Source organism: Streptomyces sp. CNQ085 (assembly GCF_022614595.1).
In the GTDB taxonomy this organism is placed as follows: domain Bacteria; phylum Actinomycetota; class Actinomycetes; order Streptomycetales; family Streptomycetaceae; genus Streptomyces.
This window is the reverse complement of the sequence record NZ_JAJFAU010000113.1, coordinates 1-16,151: the sequence shown is the minus strand read 5'-3', so window position 1 is coordinate 16,151 and position 16,151 is coordinate 1. Positions and strand designations below refer to the sequence as shown.

The window sequence follows — 16,151 nt, the reverse complement described above, 5'->3', positions numbered from 1 at the left end:
CCCCCCCCCCCCCCCCCCCGGGACGGGACGGGACTCAGCCCTCGCCGTCAGCGGCGCCGGCCGGCCGCGTCGGCGGCAGGGCCGCCAGCCGCGGCAGCAGCTGGGCCGTCAGCAGCGTGGACAACGCCGAGGTGTCACCGCCGCCGGCGCCGTCGGTGCGCACCACGACCGGCCGCGGCGCGCTGCCGGCCAGGGTCGCGCCGACCTCCAGCCGCCGGCGGGCCAGCTCGTACTGGAGCACCGCCCGGTTGTCGCGGTACGCCTGGGCCAGCCGGCGCTGGGCGCGTGCCTCGTTCTCGGCGGCGATCAGACCACTGCGCCCGCGGGTCTCGATCTCGAACCGCACCCGCTGCGCGTTGGTCTCCTGCTTCTCCAGGAGCTGGGCCACCTCCTCGCGCGCCCGGTTCAGGGCGGCCTTCACCTCGACGATGCGCGCGTCGCGCACCTTCTTCGCCCGCTCGATGTCCATCTGGAGGCTGTCGATGCGGCGCTTGCGGGTCAGGCCCCACTCCTGGTCGTACGCGGCGCGCTCCTTGGCCACCCGCTCGCGGGTGGCCAGGTGCTGCTGGTACTGGACCGGGAGCTGCACGTCGGGGATGTTGCAGCCGGTGATGCGCACCCCGTAGCGGGAGAGCTGGCGGTTGAGCAGCTCCTGCATGTCGGCCACGTCCGAGCCCCGCAGGTCGTAGGCCCGCTCGGTGCGCATCTGGCGCGCCCGCTGCCGAATGGCGTCCTGCACCGCGCTGGAGAGGACCAGGTCGAAGTTGCCCGCGCCGATGGTCCGTACGAACAGCACCGCGTCGGTGATGCGGAACTTCAGGAAGAACTCGATCGACCGCAGTGGCACGTTCTCCTGGGTCGGGCAGGCCATCACCGGGGCCGAGTAGGGGATCTCGGTGGCGGTGTCCACCACGAACTCCACCCGCGACCACGGGTGCCACAGGTAGTGGCGGCCGGGGTCCAGGGTGCGGGTGACCGCGCCGTAGCGGGTCAGGACCCCGTTGGTGCCCTGTTCGATCTCCACGATCGAGGAGCGCCACCACCACAGCCCCCCGACCAGCAGGGCGAGGACGCCCACGACGTAGGAGAGCGCGGCCAGCCAGTCACGGGTGGCGCCGGTCAGCCCCTCGGGGCCGCCCGCGCTCAGCAGTACGCCGCTCAGCAGTGCGAACACCCCCAGCCACAGTGGCAGCAGCCACCACAGCCGGCGGCGGTGGCGGGGGATGATGACCGGGACCAGGGTGCCCGCCTCGCCGCCGCGCAGCAACTGGGCGATCTCGCTCCAGGGGGCGACGGCCTCGGAGATGACCGACCTGCGGGCGGTGGACACGGCGCTCACTGCGCGGCCTCCTCGGTGTCGTCGCCGGACGCCGCGGGTGTCGCGGGCGTTCCTCCGGGCGCTTCGGGTTCTTCGGTTGCTCCAGGCGCCCCGGGCTCCCCGCCGGGCGCCTCCGGGGCCGCCGCGCTCCCGGCCGGTACGGTCGGCCGCTCCTCCGCCAGCAGGGCGCGGATCTCCTCCTGGCGCCGTTCGATGCGCTCGGAGACCTCCCGCAGCCGGGTGCGGACGGCGGCCATGTCGTCGTCCGTGAACAGCTCCGTACCGTGTTCGCCGATCATCTCCCGGGCCAGCCGCAGGAAGTCGACCCCGGCCGTGCCGTCGGCGTCCTCGGCGCCGCCGACCCGCACCAGCTGCGGCAGGTGGTCGGCCACCTGCTCCAGGGTGTCGAGCATCTGCTGCCGGTAGCGGTACTCCAGGATCTCCGGGGCCTCGGCGGCGGTCACCGCGCGGATGTCCAGGGCCTGCGCCTCCAGCAGCGCGGCGTTGGCCTTCGCCTCCGACTCGGCCTGCACATAGCGCTGCCGGGCCAGCGCCTGGGCCCGGTTGGTCTCCCGCTCCACGGCGGTGTCCATCTGGGCCTGGTACTGGGCGATCTCCGCCTGGATCGCGGAGAACGTCTCCTGCAGGCCGGCCAGTTCCCTGGTCAGGTCGCCCTCGTCCTGCTCCTTGCGGAGCTGGAGCGCGTACTCGTGGGTGTACGCCTCCTTGGCGACCCGCACCATCTCCGGGGCGGCCAGGTCCATGCGGTAGTTGCGGTCGGAGGGCTCGGCGTGCGTGATGTTGGCGTTGGTCAGCTCCACCGCCGGCTGGAACTGCTGGTTGAGCTGCTCCAGGAGCCGGCCGGTGTCCTCGCCGACCATGTCGTAGATGCCGGCGGCCTCCTGCTCGTAGATCAGGCTGCGGATGGTCTCGCTGACCGCGTTGCTCAGCTTCTCCTCGAAGCCGCGGACCGCGCCGAGGGTGTAGACGAACTCCACCGGGTCGGCGATCCGGAACTGGATGAACAGGTCGATCGACGCCTTCACCCCGCTGCGGGTGGGGGCCTCGCGCACCGGCGCGTTGAACGGGTACTCGCGGGTGGTGTTGAGGATGTACGACACCCGCTTCCACGGGTTCAGCAGGATCACCCGGCCGGGACCGACCACCTGCTCCAGCTTCCCGAAGCGGGTGATCAGCGCCTGGCAGCCGTCCGGCACCATCACCATGCCCTGCCGCCACCACACGAACGCCACGGCCGACACCGCCAGCACCCAGTAGTGGAGGCCGAACAGGGGGTTGGTCAGCACGCTGCCGCCGGCCGCGGACACCGTCAGGGAGCCCACCAGGCCCACCACCAGCAGCATGAGCACCGGGAGCATGCTCAGCACAGAGCGTCCGCGCGGCAGCACCATCGGGCAGATGGCGTGCACCGGCCCGCCGCCCTCACGCCGCTGCTCGCTGCGGTTGAGCGCCTCCCCGGCCTCCGCCAGCGGAACGGTCCGCTGCGTCATGACGGTGGCGATGGAGCCGCCCTGCTCCCGCGCGGCGGGGAAGTCGGACGGGTCGATGCCGTCCTGCTGGGAGGGCTCCTGGCGGGAGGCGCCGCCCTCGGCGCTCCCGCCGCCTTCACCGCCTTCACCGCCTCCGCCGCTCCCGGCCCCGCCGCGCCGTCGCCGGCGCAGCTCCTCCTCGGCCACGGCCCGCGGATCGTCTCCCCGGGCCACCGACTGTGCGATTCCGCGCATGTCCTGGGTTCGTGCCACGTCTGCCCTTCGCCGTCTCCGGTCGTATTCGTCCCGTACGGGTGTTCCACCCCCATCTCACATCACACGGCCGCCGCAGGCGAAGACGGGCGCGGATCGTGACCCGTACGGGACCTTCCGGGCCGCCCGTGGCGGTATCGGCCTCAGGGCGCGAGGACGGTCAGCCGCAGCAGTGCGGCCGGGTCCAGGAGCGCGGGGAGCGCGTACCACCACCGGCCCAGGCGTCCGGCGACTCTCATCCCGGCGCCTCTCCACCCGGCCGGATCCGGTCCCGTGTCCCGCAGTAGCGTAAGCGTCCGGTAGCGGACCGTGGACCGAGCGGGGAAGGGGAGCGGCGCGTGTCGTTCGACGAAGAGTGGGCGCAGTTGGTGGCGAGGGCCGGTCAGGAGCGTTCTGTCCGGACACGGCCGAACCGACTCGACGGTGGTGGTGGAGGCGGTGGGCAGGGCGGCCTCACCGTCAGACAGGACGACCTCAAACTGATCGGCCGGGCCGCGCACGGCCTGCATACCGGCCTGAAGGCGGGCGGCAGGCATCCCGTGCCGGCCAGCAGGAGCGCAGGCATCCGGTTGAGCGGGGACAACTTCACCTCGGGCGCCGCGCTGTCCCAGGTCGCGGAGACCTGGGAGAGGCAGGTCGGCACGTTGCTGGAGGCCTGCGCGCACATCTCCAACCACCTGGACTTCTCCTCCAGGAGCTACGGAGCGGAGGAGGAGAGGATCGAGACCGGTATGCGCAACCTCCGGGGACAGCTGATGAACCCGTCCCGCATCAGCGACTACTACCGCTGACGGACCCGGCAGGAGGAAGCGGGCAGGCATGGGACCGAAGTTCGAGGACGTGCTGCACGTCCGGCTGGGCAGGCTCGGTGACGCGGTCACGGACTGGACGAGGACCGTCGCCAAGCTGGAGAACCTGTCCGACGAAGCCAGGAACGACATGAAGGCGAAGTCGGACAAGGCGGACTGGGAGGGGGAGAACGCCGCCGTCACGCGGACGTTCGTCGACAAGACCGTCAAGGAGTTCCAGGACGCGGTCACCCAGGCGACCAGCATCCGCGACGTCCTGCGGGACGGCCACGGCACCATCAAGGCGGCCCGGGACGAGCTGAAGCGGATCGTCGACAACCCCCCGGAGGGTGTGACCGTCTGGCCCAACGGGGTCGTCGCCCGCTCCGTGCATCCCGACCGGCGCGGCGAGGGCAACACCGACCCCGGGCCCACGCAGGAGACCCTGGACTCCGTGCGGGACCGGATCAGCCAGGCGGTCGACAAGGCGAGCCGGGCGGACGAGACGACGGCCGCCGCACTGCGGGCCCTCGTCGCCGGGCACCCGTACGACTTCGGCGGCGACAGTTACTCCTCCCTGCGGGACTACCGGGACCAGCAGGGTGTCAGGGAGGCCGAGAAGGCCCTTGAGATGGCGTCCAGGGGATCGTCCATGACGGACGCCGAACTCAAGCGGTTCAACGATCACTTGGCCGAGAACATGGACAACCCGGCCTTCGCCGAGCGGTTCGCGACCGGTATGGGCGGCAAGGGCTTCCTGGAGTTCTACGCGAACCTCAACGACCCCCGGCAGGGCGGTCCCTTCAGCGACGAGCGGATCGAGGAGCTGAAGGAGGCGCAGGAGAACCTCGGCGTCGTCCTGGCCGAGGCGTCGCACAGCGACAGCTCCGCCATGCGGGCGTGGAAGAAGGAGGTCATCGACCTCGGGCCCAGGCAACTGGACATCCCCGCCCAGGGCAGCCCGTACGGCTTCCAGGTCATGAGCAACCTGATGCACCACGGCACATACGACAAGGACTTCCTCAACGACTACGGCGACGCCCTGGTCGGGCGGGAGAAGGAGATGGGCCTGCCGAGCCACCACTGGCAGGGCCCCACCTCCGGGCACACCATCCTCAACCCGGGCGGCGCCGACAACGACCTGGGACGGGACCCGATGACCGGCTTCATGACGGCGCTCAGCCGCAACCCCGAGGCGTCCACCGAGTTCTTCACCTCCACGCACCCGCAGGACAACGCCCAGTACGTGCTCGAGGAACGGGAGGGCTTCCCCGACGGCATCGGGCAGGACCCGCCCTTCGCCGCCCGCGAAGCCCTCGGCGACGCGCTCTTCGCGGCGGCCACCGGCATCGACCCCCACGACGACAGCGCGGCCTTCGTGCCGCACACGGACCGGCACGGCGCGGTCCTGGAGCGTTCACTGAAGTACCTGTCGGCGACGGGCGACGACTTCCCGCCGGAGATCCGCGACGACATGGCCAAGGTCCTCGCCAACCACTCGGACACCGTGCACGAGGCGTCCAGCAGTCTCTCCGACAGCAGCAGTCCGCTGGACCGGAAACAGTTACTGGAGGTCTCCAAGCAGATTTCCCGCGACCAGGAGGCTTACGGAATCCTCAACGAGGGACTCAACGTGGCGATCGTCCAGGATATCCACGCCAACGACGTCAGCGATCCGGAGGAGACCCTGGTGCGCGCCGGCCAGACGATCGGCTTCCTGGAGGAGGCCCGCTACCAGGCCCTGGAGACCGACAGGGACGACCCCTCCTGGGACGCCAAGTGGGGCTACCACCTCGTCGGCGGTGCGGCGAACTTCATCCCCGTCGCCGGCGACGCGGTACAGCGTGGTGTGGACGCGGTGGCGTACGCCTGGCAGTTGGAAGAATAGGCCCGCATCGACGAGGAGGTCAGCAGAAAGAACACGGAGACCTTCACCGTCCGCGAGGACCAGCTGGAGGCCATCGCCAAGGAGTGGGCCAGGGTCAATCCGGATCACGAGAGGGCGGGCAATATTTACCTGGTGCAGGACAGGATCGGGGACGCCGCGTTCAGCGGAAACGACCGTGCCAACAAACTGGCGGGCAATTGATGGAGTTCGAAAAGATCCGCAGGACGACGGCGGGAGCGCTGCTTTCCGCTGTTTTGGTGGCTTCGCTGTCCGCGTGCGGCGGCTCGGAGGGCTACACGGTGCCGGAGGAGATCTGCGGCAGGAAGATCGAGCCAGGGCTGCTGAGGCCGTTGCTGCCGGAGGGCGAGAAGTTCGAGGCGGAGACGAGGTCCATCGGGGACGACACGATGAGATGCCTGCTGTTCGTCGACGGACGGAGAGAGGTGACCATCCGCGAATACCCGGATGGTGGGGAACTCGACGCCATGAAGTTCGCGGCGGAAAATCCCGGCCGTTTCGCCAACCCGAAGAAGGCGTCCTTCGGCGCGGACACGGTCGTCTCGGACGGCATGGTGCTCTCGGTCAACCCGTGCACGTACCAGGAGAGGAGGGGCCACTACATCCTGGACGTCTCCGTCGAGCGCTTCGACGTGTCCGAGCCCGACGGCTGGCGGGCGGAGCTCGAACGCTTCGCCGAGGCGTACCTGCCGGTGGGCATGGAGGAGACGGGCTGCGAGGAGTAGCCGCGGTGCGTGTCACCGAGGCGGTGGGGGAGGGGAAGTGGTCCCGAACGGTTGGCGGGGGCGCCGCGCCCGCCAACCGTTCACGGGCCCGCCGCTCCCGCCACCGCTTCCAATGCTTCCGCCGCCGTTCCCGGCCCCGCCGTCGTTGTCCGCCGTCATGGAAGACCGCCTCCCCGTACCCGCGCCGGCCATACGACCGGATTCCTGGAGGAGGCCCGGTACCAGGCTCTGGACACCGACAAGGACGATCCCTCCTGGGACGCCAAGTGGGGCTACCACCTCGTCGGCGGTGCGGCGAGCTTCATCCCCGTCGCCGGCGACGCGGCTGGCTTCGTCCACTTCAAGGGATGTCACTTCTTCAGGAGTTCGGGAGGTGTTTGGTGCTGAGTGGCGGCGAGATTGTTCACGGGAAATAACGTCACGGCGCGGGACAGCCTGCCGTCCGTGATTTCGGGTCGCGTCGGGACCGTGTGGGCTGCGGCGAGCTTGAGGTGTGGGATGAGGGGATCAAGCCCCGGCCTTTGCGTTTATCGAACACTCATTCATTCGTGCGAATGTTTTCCCCGCACGCATCACGAGCACGGGGAGTGCTCAATGGAGCGTTTCCCGTGCGCCCCACAGGAACCCGAGGAGGGTTACGTGCAAGGGACCAGATCGTTAGCCGCAAGAATTTTGATGGTCGTGGCAGCCGTGCTGATGGGGGCCACCGCGCTCACGGCCCCGGCAGCCGCGTCGTCGTCGGGAAATGGCGACCTTCCCGCTTCCAGCCAGCAGGTGGTTGCTGAAGCCGAGAGGCTTGCCGCGGCCCGGGTCAGCGCTCTCGACCGCAAGCTGGCCGAAGCCCCGCGCTTCAAGCGAGGGGTGGGGACCAGGACCACGTCGATCACCGAGGTCAAGGACAACCCTGAGGCGCTCAAGGAAGCTCGCACGCAGGATGTTTCGGTCCAGGCGTGCAAGTGGGCCAAGATAACGATGTGGCGCTCGAACGTCAGCAACTCCAAGATCTGGCGTTTCCCCTACGTGTGGACTGGTGCTACAGCAGCAACCGGGTGACGTCGATCAGCCCGCCCCAGACGACCGGCTACGTCTACGGTTGAGCGGCTGCCCTCGGCTGGTCGTATGAAGGACGCCGCGACTTCGGCCAGTGGGACTGCTACGGCGACAAGTGGGTATACCGGACCTGGGCCCAGGGCGCGTTCCACTACTGCCTGCCTCGCGTCATCTGCATCCAGAAGGACTACCCGGTCATCACCCTCGACGCGTACGCCAACGGCAACTACGACTACTACACGAAGCTCTGACCTCTGAAGGAGGACCGATGACTGCTCGGACCGCAGCCCAGCCTGGCGCCTCGTCCAGAGGGTTTCTCATCGGCGCCTTAGGAGCTTCGCTGCTTGTCATGCTCCTGGCTCCGCTGGCCGGCTATGCAATGCTCGCTGTAGCCACCGGGACGGCCTGGTTCACCAAGCAGAGTGCGGCCACCAGGTGGACGCTCACGGCCATCACCGTGGTCCTGTTCAGCGCGACCTTCATGGGTTGGGGCACGGGAATGGAGAGCCCTGGCAGCTCGGGTACCACACCGGGCATCCCGGAACCACGCTCCTGAACGTACGTAGTCGAAGCACCGCAAGCGAGGGCTACCCCGGCTGCCGGTGTAGCCCTCGCCCGTTCCGCCTGATGAGTGGGTGTTTCCCCTACGAAGGGGCCGTTACCTCGTCGAATGTGCGCCGTTACAGCGCGGGACGGCGCGCCGTCGAGATATCAGCCGGTCTTGGTGGATGCTTCGGTCTTCGCCCGCGTTGCGGCCAGGCGGTAGGAGTCAGTGCCGGTCTCGGTGATCGTGCCGTTGAACGTGAGACGGTCGACGATGGCCGCGCAGAGCCTGGGGTCCGTAAACGTCTTCGTCCAGCCTCCGAACGACTCGTTCGAGGCGATGGCGACGCTGTTCTTCTCCTCGCGCTCGATGAGAACTTGGACGAGCAGTTCGGCGCCGTGCCGGTCGAGTTCCATGTGGCCGGGCTCGTCGATGCACAAAAGATCGACACGTCCGTAGCGGGCGATGGTCTTGTTCAGCTGCTTCTCGTCGGCGGCCTCAACGAGCTCGTTCACGAGTTTCGTGGCTAGCGTGTAGCGGACGCGGTGGCCCTTCGTGGCGGCCTCGGTGCCGAGCGCGATGAGCATGTGGGACTTGCCGGTGAACTGAACCGCCCCGTGTCAGGTAGAGACTCGATTCCATGTGAGGATTGAGTCATGGCACGACGCTCCGTCACCACCGAAAGCGAGACAGGGCCGTCCACTGGACACACCCGTGGGCGGCGACCGCGTTGAAGGCGGAGCGGACAGCCGCAGGCCCACGGTCGCAGCGGCAGATCTCTCAGCGACGCTGAAGCCTTACGACTGCAGGTGGATGGTCCGACCAGGCCCCAGTCGTGAAGGGCCGCCGTTCGCTCCCGCTGTCGTCAGTACCGCAAGGTCGGTACTGACGACAGCGGGCAGGGCAACACTCACTATTGGGCGCGGCTCAGCCTTTGCGCTGCTGCTCGGCCAGGTGGTCCGCGTGGTCACGTCGCGAACGCCCCCATACGTTGACCGCAGCACCAGGCCCGCGACCAGGCGTGGCTTCCTCTGTTCGCAACTTGGCTGCGACCTTGCGTATCTGCGTGTCATCAGGTCCGCGGTCGAGGTAGAACAGGGACTCGTCCACCGGCTTGTCATCACCGCCCCAGCGGACCACTCCCTCGCAGTCCGCGAGTACGTCGCGCACTACGACCTCTTGGAGCGGGAAGAGACTGCCCTCGGCGGCTGCGCCGGGTCGGATGCGGACCGCGGTGCCGGAGGCGAGATTCGACTCCGACTTCGCCATGCCCAGACCGTTGACCCTCTGCCAGCCGGCCAGGTCGGGACTGTGGAGCTGTTCGACCTCGTAGTGGAAGCGGCGCACCACGTGGAGCAGGATCGTCTCAGGGTCGCCGATCCAGACCGGCACGCTGAGTCCGGAGCCGGCCACCGCACGGGTCCACACCTGGGAGTTGTGGTCGGTGTTGTCCTGCACTGGCCAGCCGTTGGCCGTGGTCTTGCGCGGCTTCGCAGTGCTCTTCTTTCCTGCAGTCCTCGCCTTGTCGGCGGCCCCGGCCCACGCGGCAGTCGGGCCCGCGAGGCTGATGGAGGCCATCGTGCCCAGTACGGCTGTGCCTCTGACGACTGTCCGCCGTGCTATTCCGTTCTCCACGCTTCTTCCCTCTCCACTGGTGCTGTTCATGTAGTCCTCGCTGGGTTTTCGTTCAGCCGATTCCGATCCCCACGAAGAAGGGAGCGAGGGTCGCCGTCACACACACCAGCCAGTACAGGTACGGCGGCGGGGCGTCGAGCATCTTGCGCCGCAGCCAGATGTTGACCAGTGTCCAGAGTCCGCCGAAGCAGGCCACTACGGGGACGACGACGGCCAGCCAGAGCAGCATCCCGTCGTCCTCGTCCGGGTTCCGACTGGTCCAGCCAAGCTCGGCCAGAGGGCCATTGGACAAGACGTACCAGACCAGGAAGATCGGCACGATCGCCGGGATGCCGAGCAGGAGGTTGACCGCCACCGGGACGAATGACTTCCACGGCTGTGTGTTCTTCATGGGTCTCCGTGTCTCAGCTGGCGCGGCTGAGTTTGTTGTAGTTCTCCAGGACGTTGTACAGACCGATCAGCTCACGACCGTATTGTTCGGCCTTATCGCCGGTTCCGTTGTAGCGAGCCAGCAATGCCTGCGTGTCGGCTGAGCTGGTGGTCAGGTTGGGGCGGGCGATGCCGAGCTGGTGGGCGTTGTAGAGGGTCAGGTAGGCGACGGAGGGGATGTTGTACTCGGGCTCCTGGAGGTTGTCCCATACCGCACGTGTGTCGCTGCTCGTCAGCGTGGTGCCGTTGATGATGCCCTGCTGAATGCAGTAGTTGCGGGCATCGATGGTCACCCAGGCGAAGATCTGGCCCCAGCCGGTACTGCTGTCCTCCCGCAGACCGTTCTTCACGGCCTCGTCGGCGATCGCGTCCAGCGGGTTCAACTTGCGCAGCTCCCAAAGGACCGGGGCCTGGATGAGTGCCTTGCGGATCTTGAGGGTGCGGGCCAGGTTGGTGAAGAGCCAGTCGGCGTCCATGACCATGTTGAACGCCTCGGTCGTGGAGATGACGTCATACGTGACCCAGTCGTCGTCCGCGGTCCAGCCCTCTCCGCCGGTCTCCGGTACGCCGATGGACTCCAGGTACGTCTGGACGTCGCTGAGCATCGCCGACTTGTAGGCGGCTTTGTCGAGGTCGGTGTCCAGGTCGCTTTCCAGCGGGATGCCAGGGTCGAAGTCGCCCTGCCCGGTGTCGCGCCCGGAGGCGATGTTGTTGTCAATCTCGATGGCTCCGGTGCCGGAACCGACCGTGATAGTGGAGATCTGGTCGAACGCCCAGTTGGTGGGCAGCGGATAGCCGAGGTTGCCGGAGAAGCCGGAGGACATGTCAGACACGAAGCTGGTGGCCGCGTAGCCGGCGTCGGCGACCCGCTGGCAGACGTTGCGCGGGCCGTAGACACCGATTCCGTAGGCGGAGTTCTCGCCGATGGTGCGCATCACGCCGCGGAAGTGCGGGATGACGTAGGTGGTGACCTCGCCGTCCATGGCGTCGTAGTCGACCGCGAAGTAGATGATGGTGCCGGCCTTGAAGCCGTGTATCTTGGCCCACTCGATGGCGTTGGTGGCGTCGATGCAGCCCTGGGAGTAGCTGAAGTAGTCGGCGGACCGGCTCCAGGTCTGGTAGATCGGGAAGCAGCGCAGCCCGGTCTCCTTGATGGTGGCCAACTCGCCGGGCTGGATCTGCTTTTCCGGCAGGGAGGTGCTGGAAGGGTTGAAGAGATAGCGGCCGATGTACTGGTAGCCGGCCGCTTTCAGGGCCTCGGCCCGGGGCGGGGTGACCATGGTGACGCCGTCACAGGCGGTGCCCTTGCGGGATTGGTCGCCGTAGGAGACGAGCAGTGAGGCCCAGGTCGGGAAGTCGCCCTGGCCGGTGACTGACAGTTTGGAGAAGGACTGGAAGGTCTCCACGCCGCTCTGCACGGTGGTGGTGAAGTCGCCGAAGGGGACGCTCCGCTTGTTCAGGATCATGGCGGCGGTGAAGAGCTGCGCCCAGACGCCGGTGGTGCCGAGGGAGACCGTGTGTGACTTCAGGCCGGACCGGGTGCCGGGGCCGAAGACACCATTGGCGGTGCCGTCCGCCATGCCCAGCTCGTACTGGATGGCGAAGAGCATCGACTTGGCGACGTCTCGGGAGTGGTGACCGTCGCAGGGGATGACGTAGAAGTCCTTGCGCAGCAGGTATCGGCCGTTGAGCCACTGTTGGATGGAGCGGATGGTGTCCGAGCCGCTGTTGACAGTGACGTAAGCGTCCATGTTGAACAGCCCCTTGGTCGTCTTCGGCCACAGCGAGCCGTCCGAATAGATCGAGGAGACGCCCATGTTCTGGTGAAGCTTGGTGACTGCGGCCTTGACCCGGTCGTTGTACGTGCCGTCGATCTCGCCGCCGTCGTATCCCTTGCAGTACAGGGCGGACTGGATGATCCGGCAGAAGTTCGCAGATGGCACGGTCGTGTCGTCGATCTTCCCGTACAGCTCGCCGATCTTGCCGAGAGCAGTCGGGCCGAAGGAATCGGACAGCGCCGTAATGCCCATCTCGTGTGGACCTGCCGGATCTTCCCGGTCAGCTCGGCGTCCTGACGCTTGCGGTCACACGGCTGCCTCTGGGCGCGGCGCCAGCGGTAGTAGGTGGAGGTGGGGATGTGCAGTTCCCGGAGTACGGGCTCGACCCTCAGGTGCGGATGCTCATCGAGGAGCGCGGTCACCTGGGCCGGGTCGGGTCGAGCTGTGCGGCGAAAAAAGCCGAGGCCGTCCGCAGGACCTCGTTCGCCCGCCTGAGCTGGGAGTTCTCCCTGCGCAGAGCCGCGAGCTCCTCGCGTTCGGCGGTGGTGAGCCGGTCCTCGCGCTCGCCTGCGTCGGCCTCGGCCTGCCGGATCCAGCCGCGCAGGGCCTCGGGATGCACGCCGAGTTCCCCGGCGAGACGACGGATGACGGGCTTCGGCTCGGACGCGCGGTACATCCGCACCGCACGTTCACGCAACTCCAGCGGGTACTTCCTGGGCGCAGGCATCGTCTGGGTTCCTCTCACGAGATCATTCGACCTGCTGTCACCCCTCCTCGCATCCCGGGGGAACCTCAGTGCCTGTCTCGGCCTGGATCCACTGGCTGATGTTTGCGAGGTCCGATTTCTCACCGAGGGCTGATGGTGGTGTGAGGCGCGGGGTGCCCGTCGCTCCGTGAGCGCACTCCACCTTCTTGCCGTCTTCTTGTGGCGCGGAAGACCATGAGCGGATTGAGGCAGTACTCAATAGCAGGCCCTCCCCGCCGACGCGGCGGTTCGGCCGGCATCCCTGCGGCGGGGTCGTCGCCGGTCACAGCTCTCCGGCGATGACTCCCTGCCGGAACGCCTCCCACTCGGAGGCGGTGTAGCGCAGGGGAGGGGTGTCGGGCCGCTTGGAGTCGCGTACGGCCTTGCCGCCGCCGGGGAGGTCGGTGACTTCCACGCAGTTGTGCTCGGGACCGCTGGCGGATGCCTTCCGCCATATGGCTTCCGTCAGGTCGTACGTGTAGAGCTCCACCTTCGGATCATTCACTTCCGGTGCCCTTCTTCCAGCTCGGCGATCCTCGCGAGCGAGTCCTCCACAGACAGGGCCGTCGCGCGGATGCGGTCGAAGGCTTTTGCGAAGGGCGTCGCTTCGTCTCCCTCAACGTATGTCGCACCGCTGAGGTTCTCCAGCAGAGCGACCGGTGGCATGGGCCTGGGGAAGCTGGTCAGGGTGAAACCACCCACCATGCCCGGATGGGCGGTGGAGTCCAACGGCATCAACTGCACGGTGACGTTCGACATCTCTGACGCGTCGAGCAGGCGGCGCAGTTGCTCGCGCATGGTCGCGGGGCGTACGGCGAAGCGATGGTGGAGTGCCGCTTCATGGACGACGGCCCACAACTCCAAAGGCGCGCCGGGCCTGGTGAGGACGGACTGACGCGCCATCCGCACCTCGGCCAGTGCGGCCGCTTCCTCCTGGCTGCGTCCGGTCGCGTTCGCCGCGATGGTCTCCCGTGCGTAGGCAGCGGTCTGGAGCAGGCCCGGAATCAGCAGAGGGGCGAACTCGCGGACACTCTCCGCATCCGATTCCAGAGAGATGTAGTCGGCGTAGGAGGGCGAGACGATGCCGCTGTACGTCTGCCACCACCCTTGCTTGCGGGCGTCCCTGGCGAGCCCTTCCAGAGCCTCGACCACCTCGGGATCGTCGATTCCATAGCTGCTGAGCAGCTTGGCTACGTCGCCAGGCTTGATGTAGGCCGTGGCCGTCTCGATGCGTGACAGCTTCGGGCCGATCCAATTCATGCGCTCCGCTGCCGCATCCAGGGTGAGGCCGGCTTCCGTCCGGTAGCGACGCAGGGCTTCGCCCAGGCGACGGCGGCGGATGGTGGGCACAGGACGCGCGTTTGGCATGGCCTGAGTCTGGCATCCGCCACCCCGCAAGTCGAGCAGCGAGAAACCTCATCCAGCTTTTCGGGTGACAAATTTGCAGTTTTCTCGTTTCTGTATGCAGAGCTGTGCTCAAGATGGCTCTGAGTGGCCGAAGTTGCAGGCCGCTTGCGGCACACGCCCGCCATCGCCCGACCACGAGGAGACGACGCATGCGCCTCATCCCCGCCGGACCCGCCCACCGTTCCTCCGGAATCTCCGGCATTCCCGGAGTGCTGCCGAACCCCAACGTCCCCGGCTACTACCTGCGGCCTCACGCAGGCGGCTTCGTGGCGCACGTGTGCGCCTCGGGCGCCGCCCCGCGGTCGGTGCGGCGGCTGGTCCCGATGGTGCTGCGCGGGCACGGCATCGTGGCCGAGGACGTCGACAACGCGCAGCTCGTCGTCTCCGAGCTGGTCGGCAACTCGGTGCGCGCCTGCGGCGACCACGTGCCGGTGGTTGTGGAGGTGTACGCGGCCTCCTACGGCATCGCCGTCAACGTCCACGACCCCGATCCCGACCTCGGCGCCCTGTCGCGCCGCGGGACGGTGCCGCTGGGCAGCGCGGTGGCCGAGTCCGGGCGCGGGCTCGGTCTGCTCGACCTGCTCGCCCCGGGCTGGCAGGTGCGGCGCTCGTCCATCGGCAAGCAGGTGCGCTGCCGGGTGTCCGCCCGGCGCGAGCCGTCGTAGGCGCGGCCCGCCTCTGCGGCGTCCGCCCGGAAGTACCCCGCTCCGCCGGAGCGGCATCGTCACCGGGCGTGCCGGTACGGGTCCCGCCCTCCGCCGCCGGATTCCGGTACCGCCTGCGGGCGGCCGGGGCGATCGGGGAGAATCGGCGGTGATGTCCTCCCAGCACCACGGCCGGCACCACGGCCGGCACAACGGTCCCGGCCTGCCCGGCCCGGCCGACTACGCGCCCTTCGCCCATCTGACCGTCCCCAACGCCGCCCTGTACCGGCAGGTGATGCGGACGTTCGCCGCCGCCAAGGAGCGGTTCGCGGTGCACCTGCGGCCCGAGGACGTCCAGGCGGCGCTGGAGCCGGGGCCCGGGGAGCAGCCGGCCGACCTGGACACGGTGGTCAAGGCGCTGGACAGCCTCGTGGAGTGGGGCAACCTGCGGGCCGACCCCGACACCGCGCGGGTGACGGCGGTCGAGGACTTCTACCGCAAGCGGTTCATCTACCAGCTCACCCGGGCCGGCGAGGCGGCCGAGACCGCGCTGGGGACGTACGACGAGGAGCTGGGGCGGCGCGGCGAGCTCCAGGCGGTGGCGCTGCACGACATCGTCACCCAGCTCCGGGCACTGCTGGTGATCGCGGCCGAGGACGAACCGGACCGGGCCAAGGCCTACCTGACCCTGTCCACCCTGACCGCGCGGTTCGCCGATCTCGCCGAGAACGCGCGGGCGTTCATGGGGTCGCTGCAGCGCACCATCGACCTGCACGACGTGGAGGTCGAGGCGTTCCTCGCCTACAAGGACCGCCTGATCGACTACCTGAAGCGGTTCATCCAGGATCTGATCACTCTCGGCGGTCTGATCGCCGCCCTGATCGGGGAGCTGGAGGAGTACGACCGCATACGCCCGCTGCTGCGGCTGGCCGCGGCCCGCGAGGCCGCCGACGCCGCACCGGAGGAGGCCGAGCACGCCGAGCGGGCCGCGTACCGCAGATGGCGGGAGCGCTGGTCGGGACTGACCGACTGGTTCGTCTCCGGTCAGGAACGCGAGTCGCAGGCCCGGCTGCTGCGTGGCCGGGCGCTGGGCGCGATCCCCCAGCTCCTGGCCGTGGTGCGGCGGCTCAACGAGCGGCGCGCCGGGCGCTCGGACCGGTCGGCGGACTTCCGTGCCCTCGCCCGCTGGTTCGCCGAGGCGCCCGACGACGCCGCGCGGCACCGGCTGTGGCGGGCGGCCTTCGGCCTCCACTCCTCCCGCCACCTCACCGTGGACGCCGACACCCTCGCGGCCCGCGCGGCCGACCCCGTACCGCCCACCACCGCCTGGGCCGGGACCGAGCCGCTGCGCGTCAGCCCGCAGCTGCGGCGCACCGGCAGCTACGAGCGGCGCGGCAAGCCCCGCAAGGTGGTCAGCCG

The 16,151-nt window shown here is 68.6% G+C and carries 14 protein-coding genes and 2 pseudogenes; 7 read left to right on the top strand and 9 right to left on the bottom strand.

Annotated features, from left to right (window positions below):
- Nucleotides 1-34: 34 nt before the first annotated feature.
- Nucleotides 35-1,339 (bottom strand): SPFH domain-containing protein, encoded by a 1,305-nt coding sequence (locus LJ221_RS17785; protein ID WP_241717718.1) that lies wholly within the window; start codon nt 1,337-1,339, stop codon nt 35-37.
- Nucleotides 1,336-3,063 (bottom strand): SPFH domain-containing protein, encoded by a 1,728-nt coding sequence (locus LJ221_RS17780; protein WP_241717719.1) that lies wholly within the window; start codon nt 3,061-3,063, stop codon nt 1,336-1,338. Before LJ221_RS17780 ends, LJ221_RS17785 begins: the two co-directional genes overlap by 4 nt.
- Nucleotides 3,064-3,419: 356 nt before the next feature.
- On the opposite strand from LJ221_RS17780, the gene LJ221_RS17775 reads away from it, so the two are divergent.
- From LJ221_RS17775 to LJ221_RS17755, 5 genes are all read left to right on the top strand, one after another.
- Nucleotides 3,420-3,872 carry a hypothetical protein gene (locus LJ221_RS17775; RefSeq protein ID WP_241717717.1) on the top strand — a complete coding sequence of 151 codons (453 nt, stop codon included), beginning with the start codon at nt 3,420-3,422 and terminating at the stop codon, nt 3,870-3,872.
- Nucleotides 3,873-3,900: 28 nt separating this feature from the next.
- Nucleotides 3,901-5,757 carry a hypothetical protein gene (locus LJ221_RS17770; protein WP_241717716.1) on the top strand — a complete coding sequence of 619 codons (1,857 nt, stop codon included), beginning with the start codon at nt 3,901-3,903 and terminating at the stop codon, nt 5,755-5,757.
- A gap of 257 nt (nt 5,758-6,014) precedes the next feature.
- The gene (locus tag LJ221_RS17765) at nt 6,015-6,500 is read left to right on the top strand and encodes a hypothetical protein (protein ID WP_241717715.1); all 486 of its coding nucleotides are present in this window, start codon (nt 6,015-6,017) and stop codon (nt 6,498-6,500) included.
- A 681-nt stretch (nt 6,501-7,181) separates the two neighbouring features.
- Nucleotides 7,182-7,553: a hypothetical protein gene (locus LJ221_RS17760; RefSeq protein ID WP_241717714.1), complete on the top strand. Its 372-nt coding sequence runs from the start codon at nt 7,182-7,184 to the stop codon at nt 7,551-7,553.
- A gap of 346 nt (nt 7,554-7,899) precedes the next feature.
- Nucleotides 7,900-8,106 carry a hypothetical protein gene (locus LJ221_RS17755; RefSeq protein ID WP_241717713.1) on the top strand — a complete coding sequence of 69 codons (207 nt, stop codon included), beginning with the start codon at nt 7,900-7,902 and terminating at the stop codon, nt 8,104-8,106.
- Nucleotides 8,107-8,261: 155 nt separating this feature from the next.
- On the opposite strand, the pseudogene LJ221_RS17750 reads toward LJ221_RS17755, so the two are convergent.
- From LJ221_RS17750 to LJ221_RS17720, 7 genes and pseudogenes are all read right to left on the bottom strand, one after another.
- Nucleotides 8,262-8,696: pseudogene (locus LJ221_RS17750) on the bottom strand (ATP-binding protein); the annotation flags it as partial.
- 325 nt (nt 8,697-9,021) lie between these two features.
- Nucleotides 9,022-9,759, bottom strand: a complete 738-nt coding sequence (locus LJ221_RS17745) for a hypothetical protein (RefSeq protein WP_241717712.1) — start codon at nt 9,757-9,759, stop codon at nt 9,022-9,024.
- A 22-nt stretch (nt 9,760-9,781) separates the two neighbouring features.
- Nucleotides 9,782-10,120 (bottom strand): hypothetical protein, encoded by a 339-nt coding sequence (locus LJ221_RS17740; RefSeq protein WP_241717711.1) that lies wholly within the window; start codon nt 10,118-10,120, stop codon nt 9,782-9,784.
- Nucleotides 10,121-10,133: 13 nt separating this feature from the next.
- A pseudogene (locus LJ221_RS17735) lies at nt 10,134-12,194 on the bottom strand (glycoside hydrolase domain-containing protein); the annotation flags it as partial.
- 160 nt (nt 12,195-12,354) lie between these two features.
- Nucleotides 12,355-12,663: a transposase gene (locus LJ221_RS17730; RefSeq protein ID WP_241717709.1), complete on the bottom strand. Its 309-nt coding sequence runs from the start codon at nt 12,661-12,663 to the stop codon at nt 12,355-12,357.
- Nucleotides 12,664-12,964: 301 nt separating this feature from the next.
- Nucleotides 12,965-13,186 (bottom strand): DUF397 domain-containing protein, encoded by a 222-nt coding sequence (locus LJ221_RS17725; RefSeq protein ID WP_241717708.1) that lies wholly within the window; start codon nt 13,184-13,186, stop codon nt 12,965-12,967.
- Nucleotides 13,183-14,049: a helix-turn-helix transcriptional regulator gene (locus LJ221_RS17720; RefSeq protein WP_241717707.1), complete on the bottom strand. Its 867-nt coding sequence runs from the start codon at nt 14,047-14,049 to the stop codon at nt 13,183-13,185. Before LJ221_RS17720 ends, LJ221_RS17725 begins: the two co-directional genes overlap by 4 nt.
- 188 nt (nt 14,050-14,237) lie before the next feature.
- Here LJ221_RS17720 and LJ221_RS17715 point away from each other — a divergent pair, with 188 nt between their 5' ends.
- Both LJ221_RS17715 and LJ221_RS17710 read left to right on the top strand, forming a co-directional pair.
- On the top strand, nt 14,238-14,753 hold the full coding sequence (locus LJ221_RS17715; protein WP_241717706.1) for an ATP-binding protein: 516 nt from the start codon (nt 14,238-14,240) through the stop codon (nt 14,751-14,753).
- Between the two features lie 151 nt (nt 14,754-14,904).
- Nucleotides 14,905-16,151, top strand: a 1,247-nt coding sequence (locus LJ221_RS17710; protein WP_241717705.1) for a TIGR02677 family protein, incomplete at its 3' end; no start/stop codon positions are given.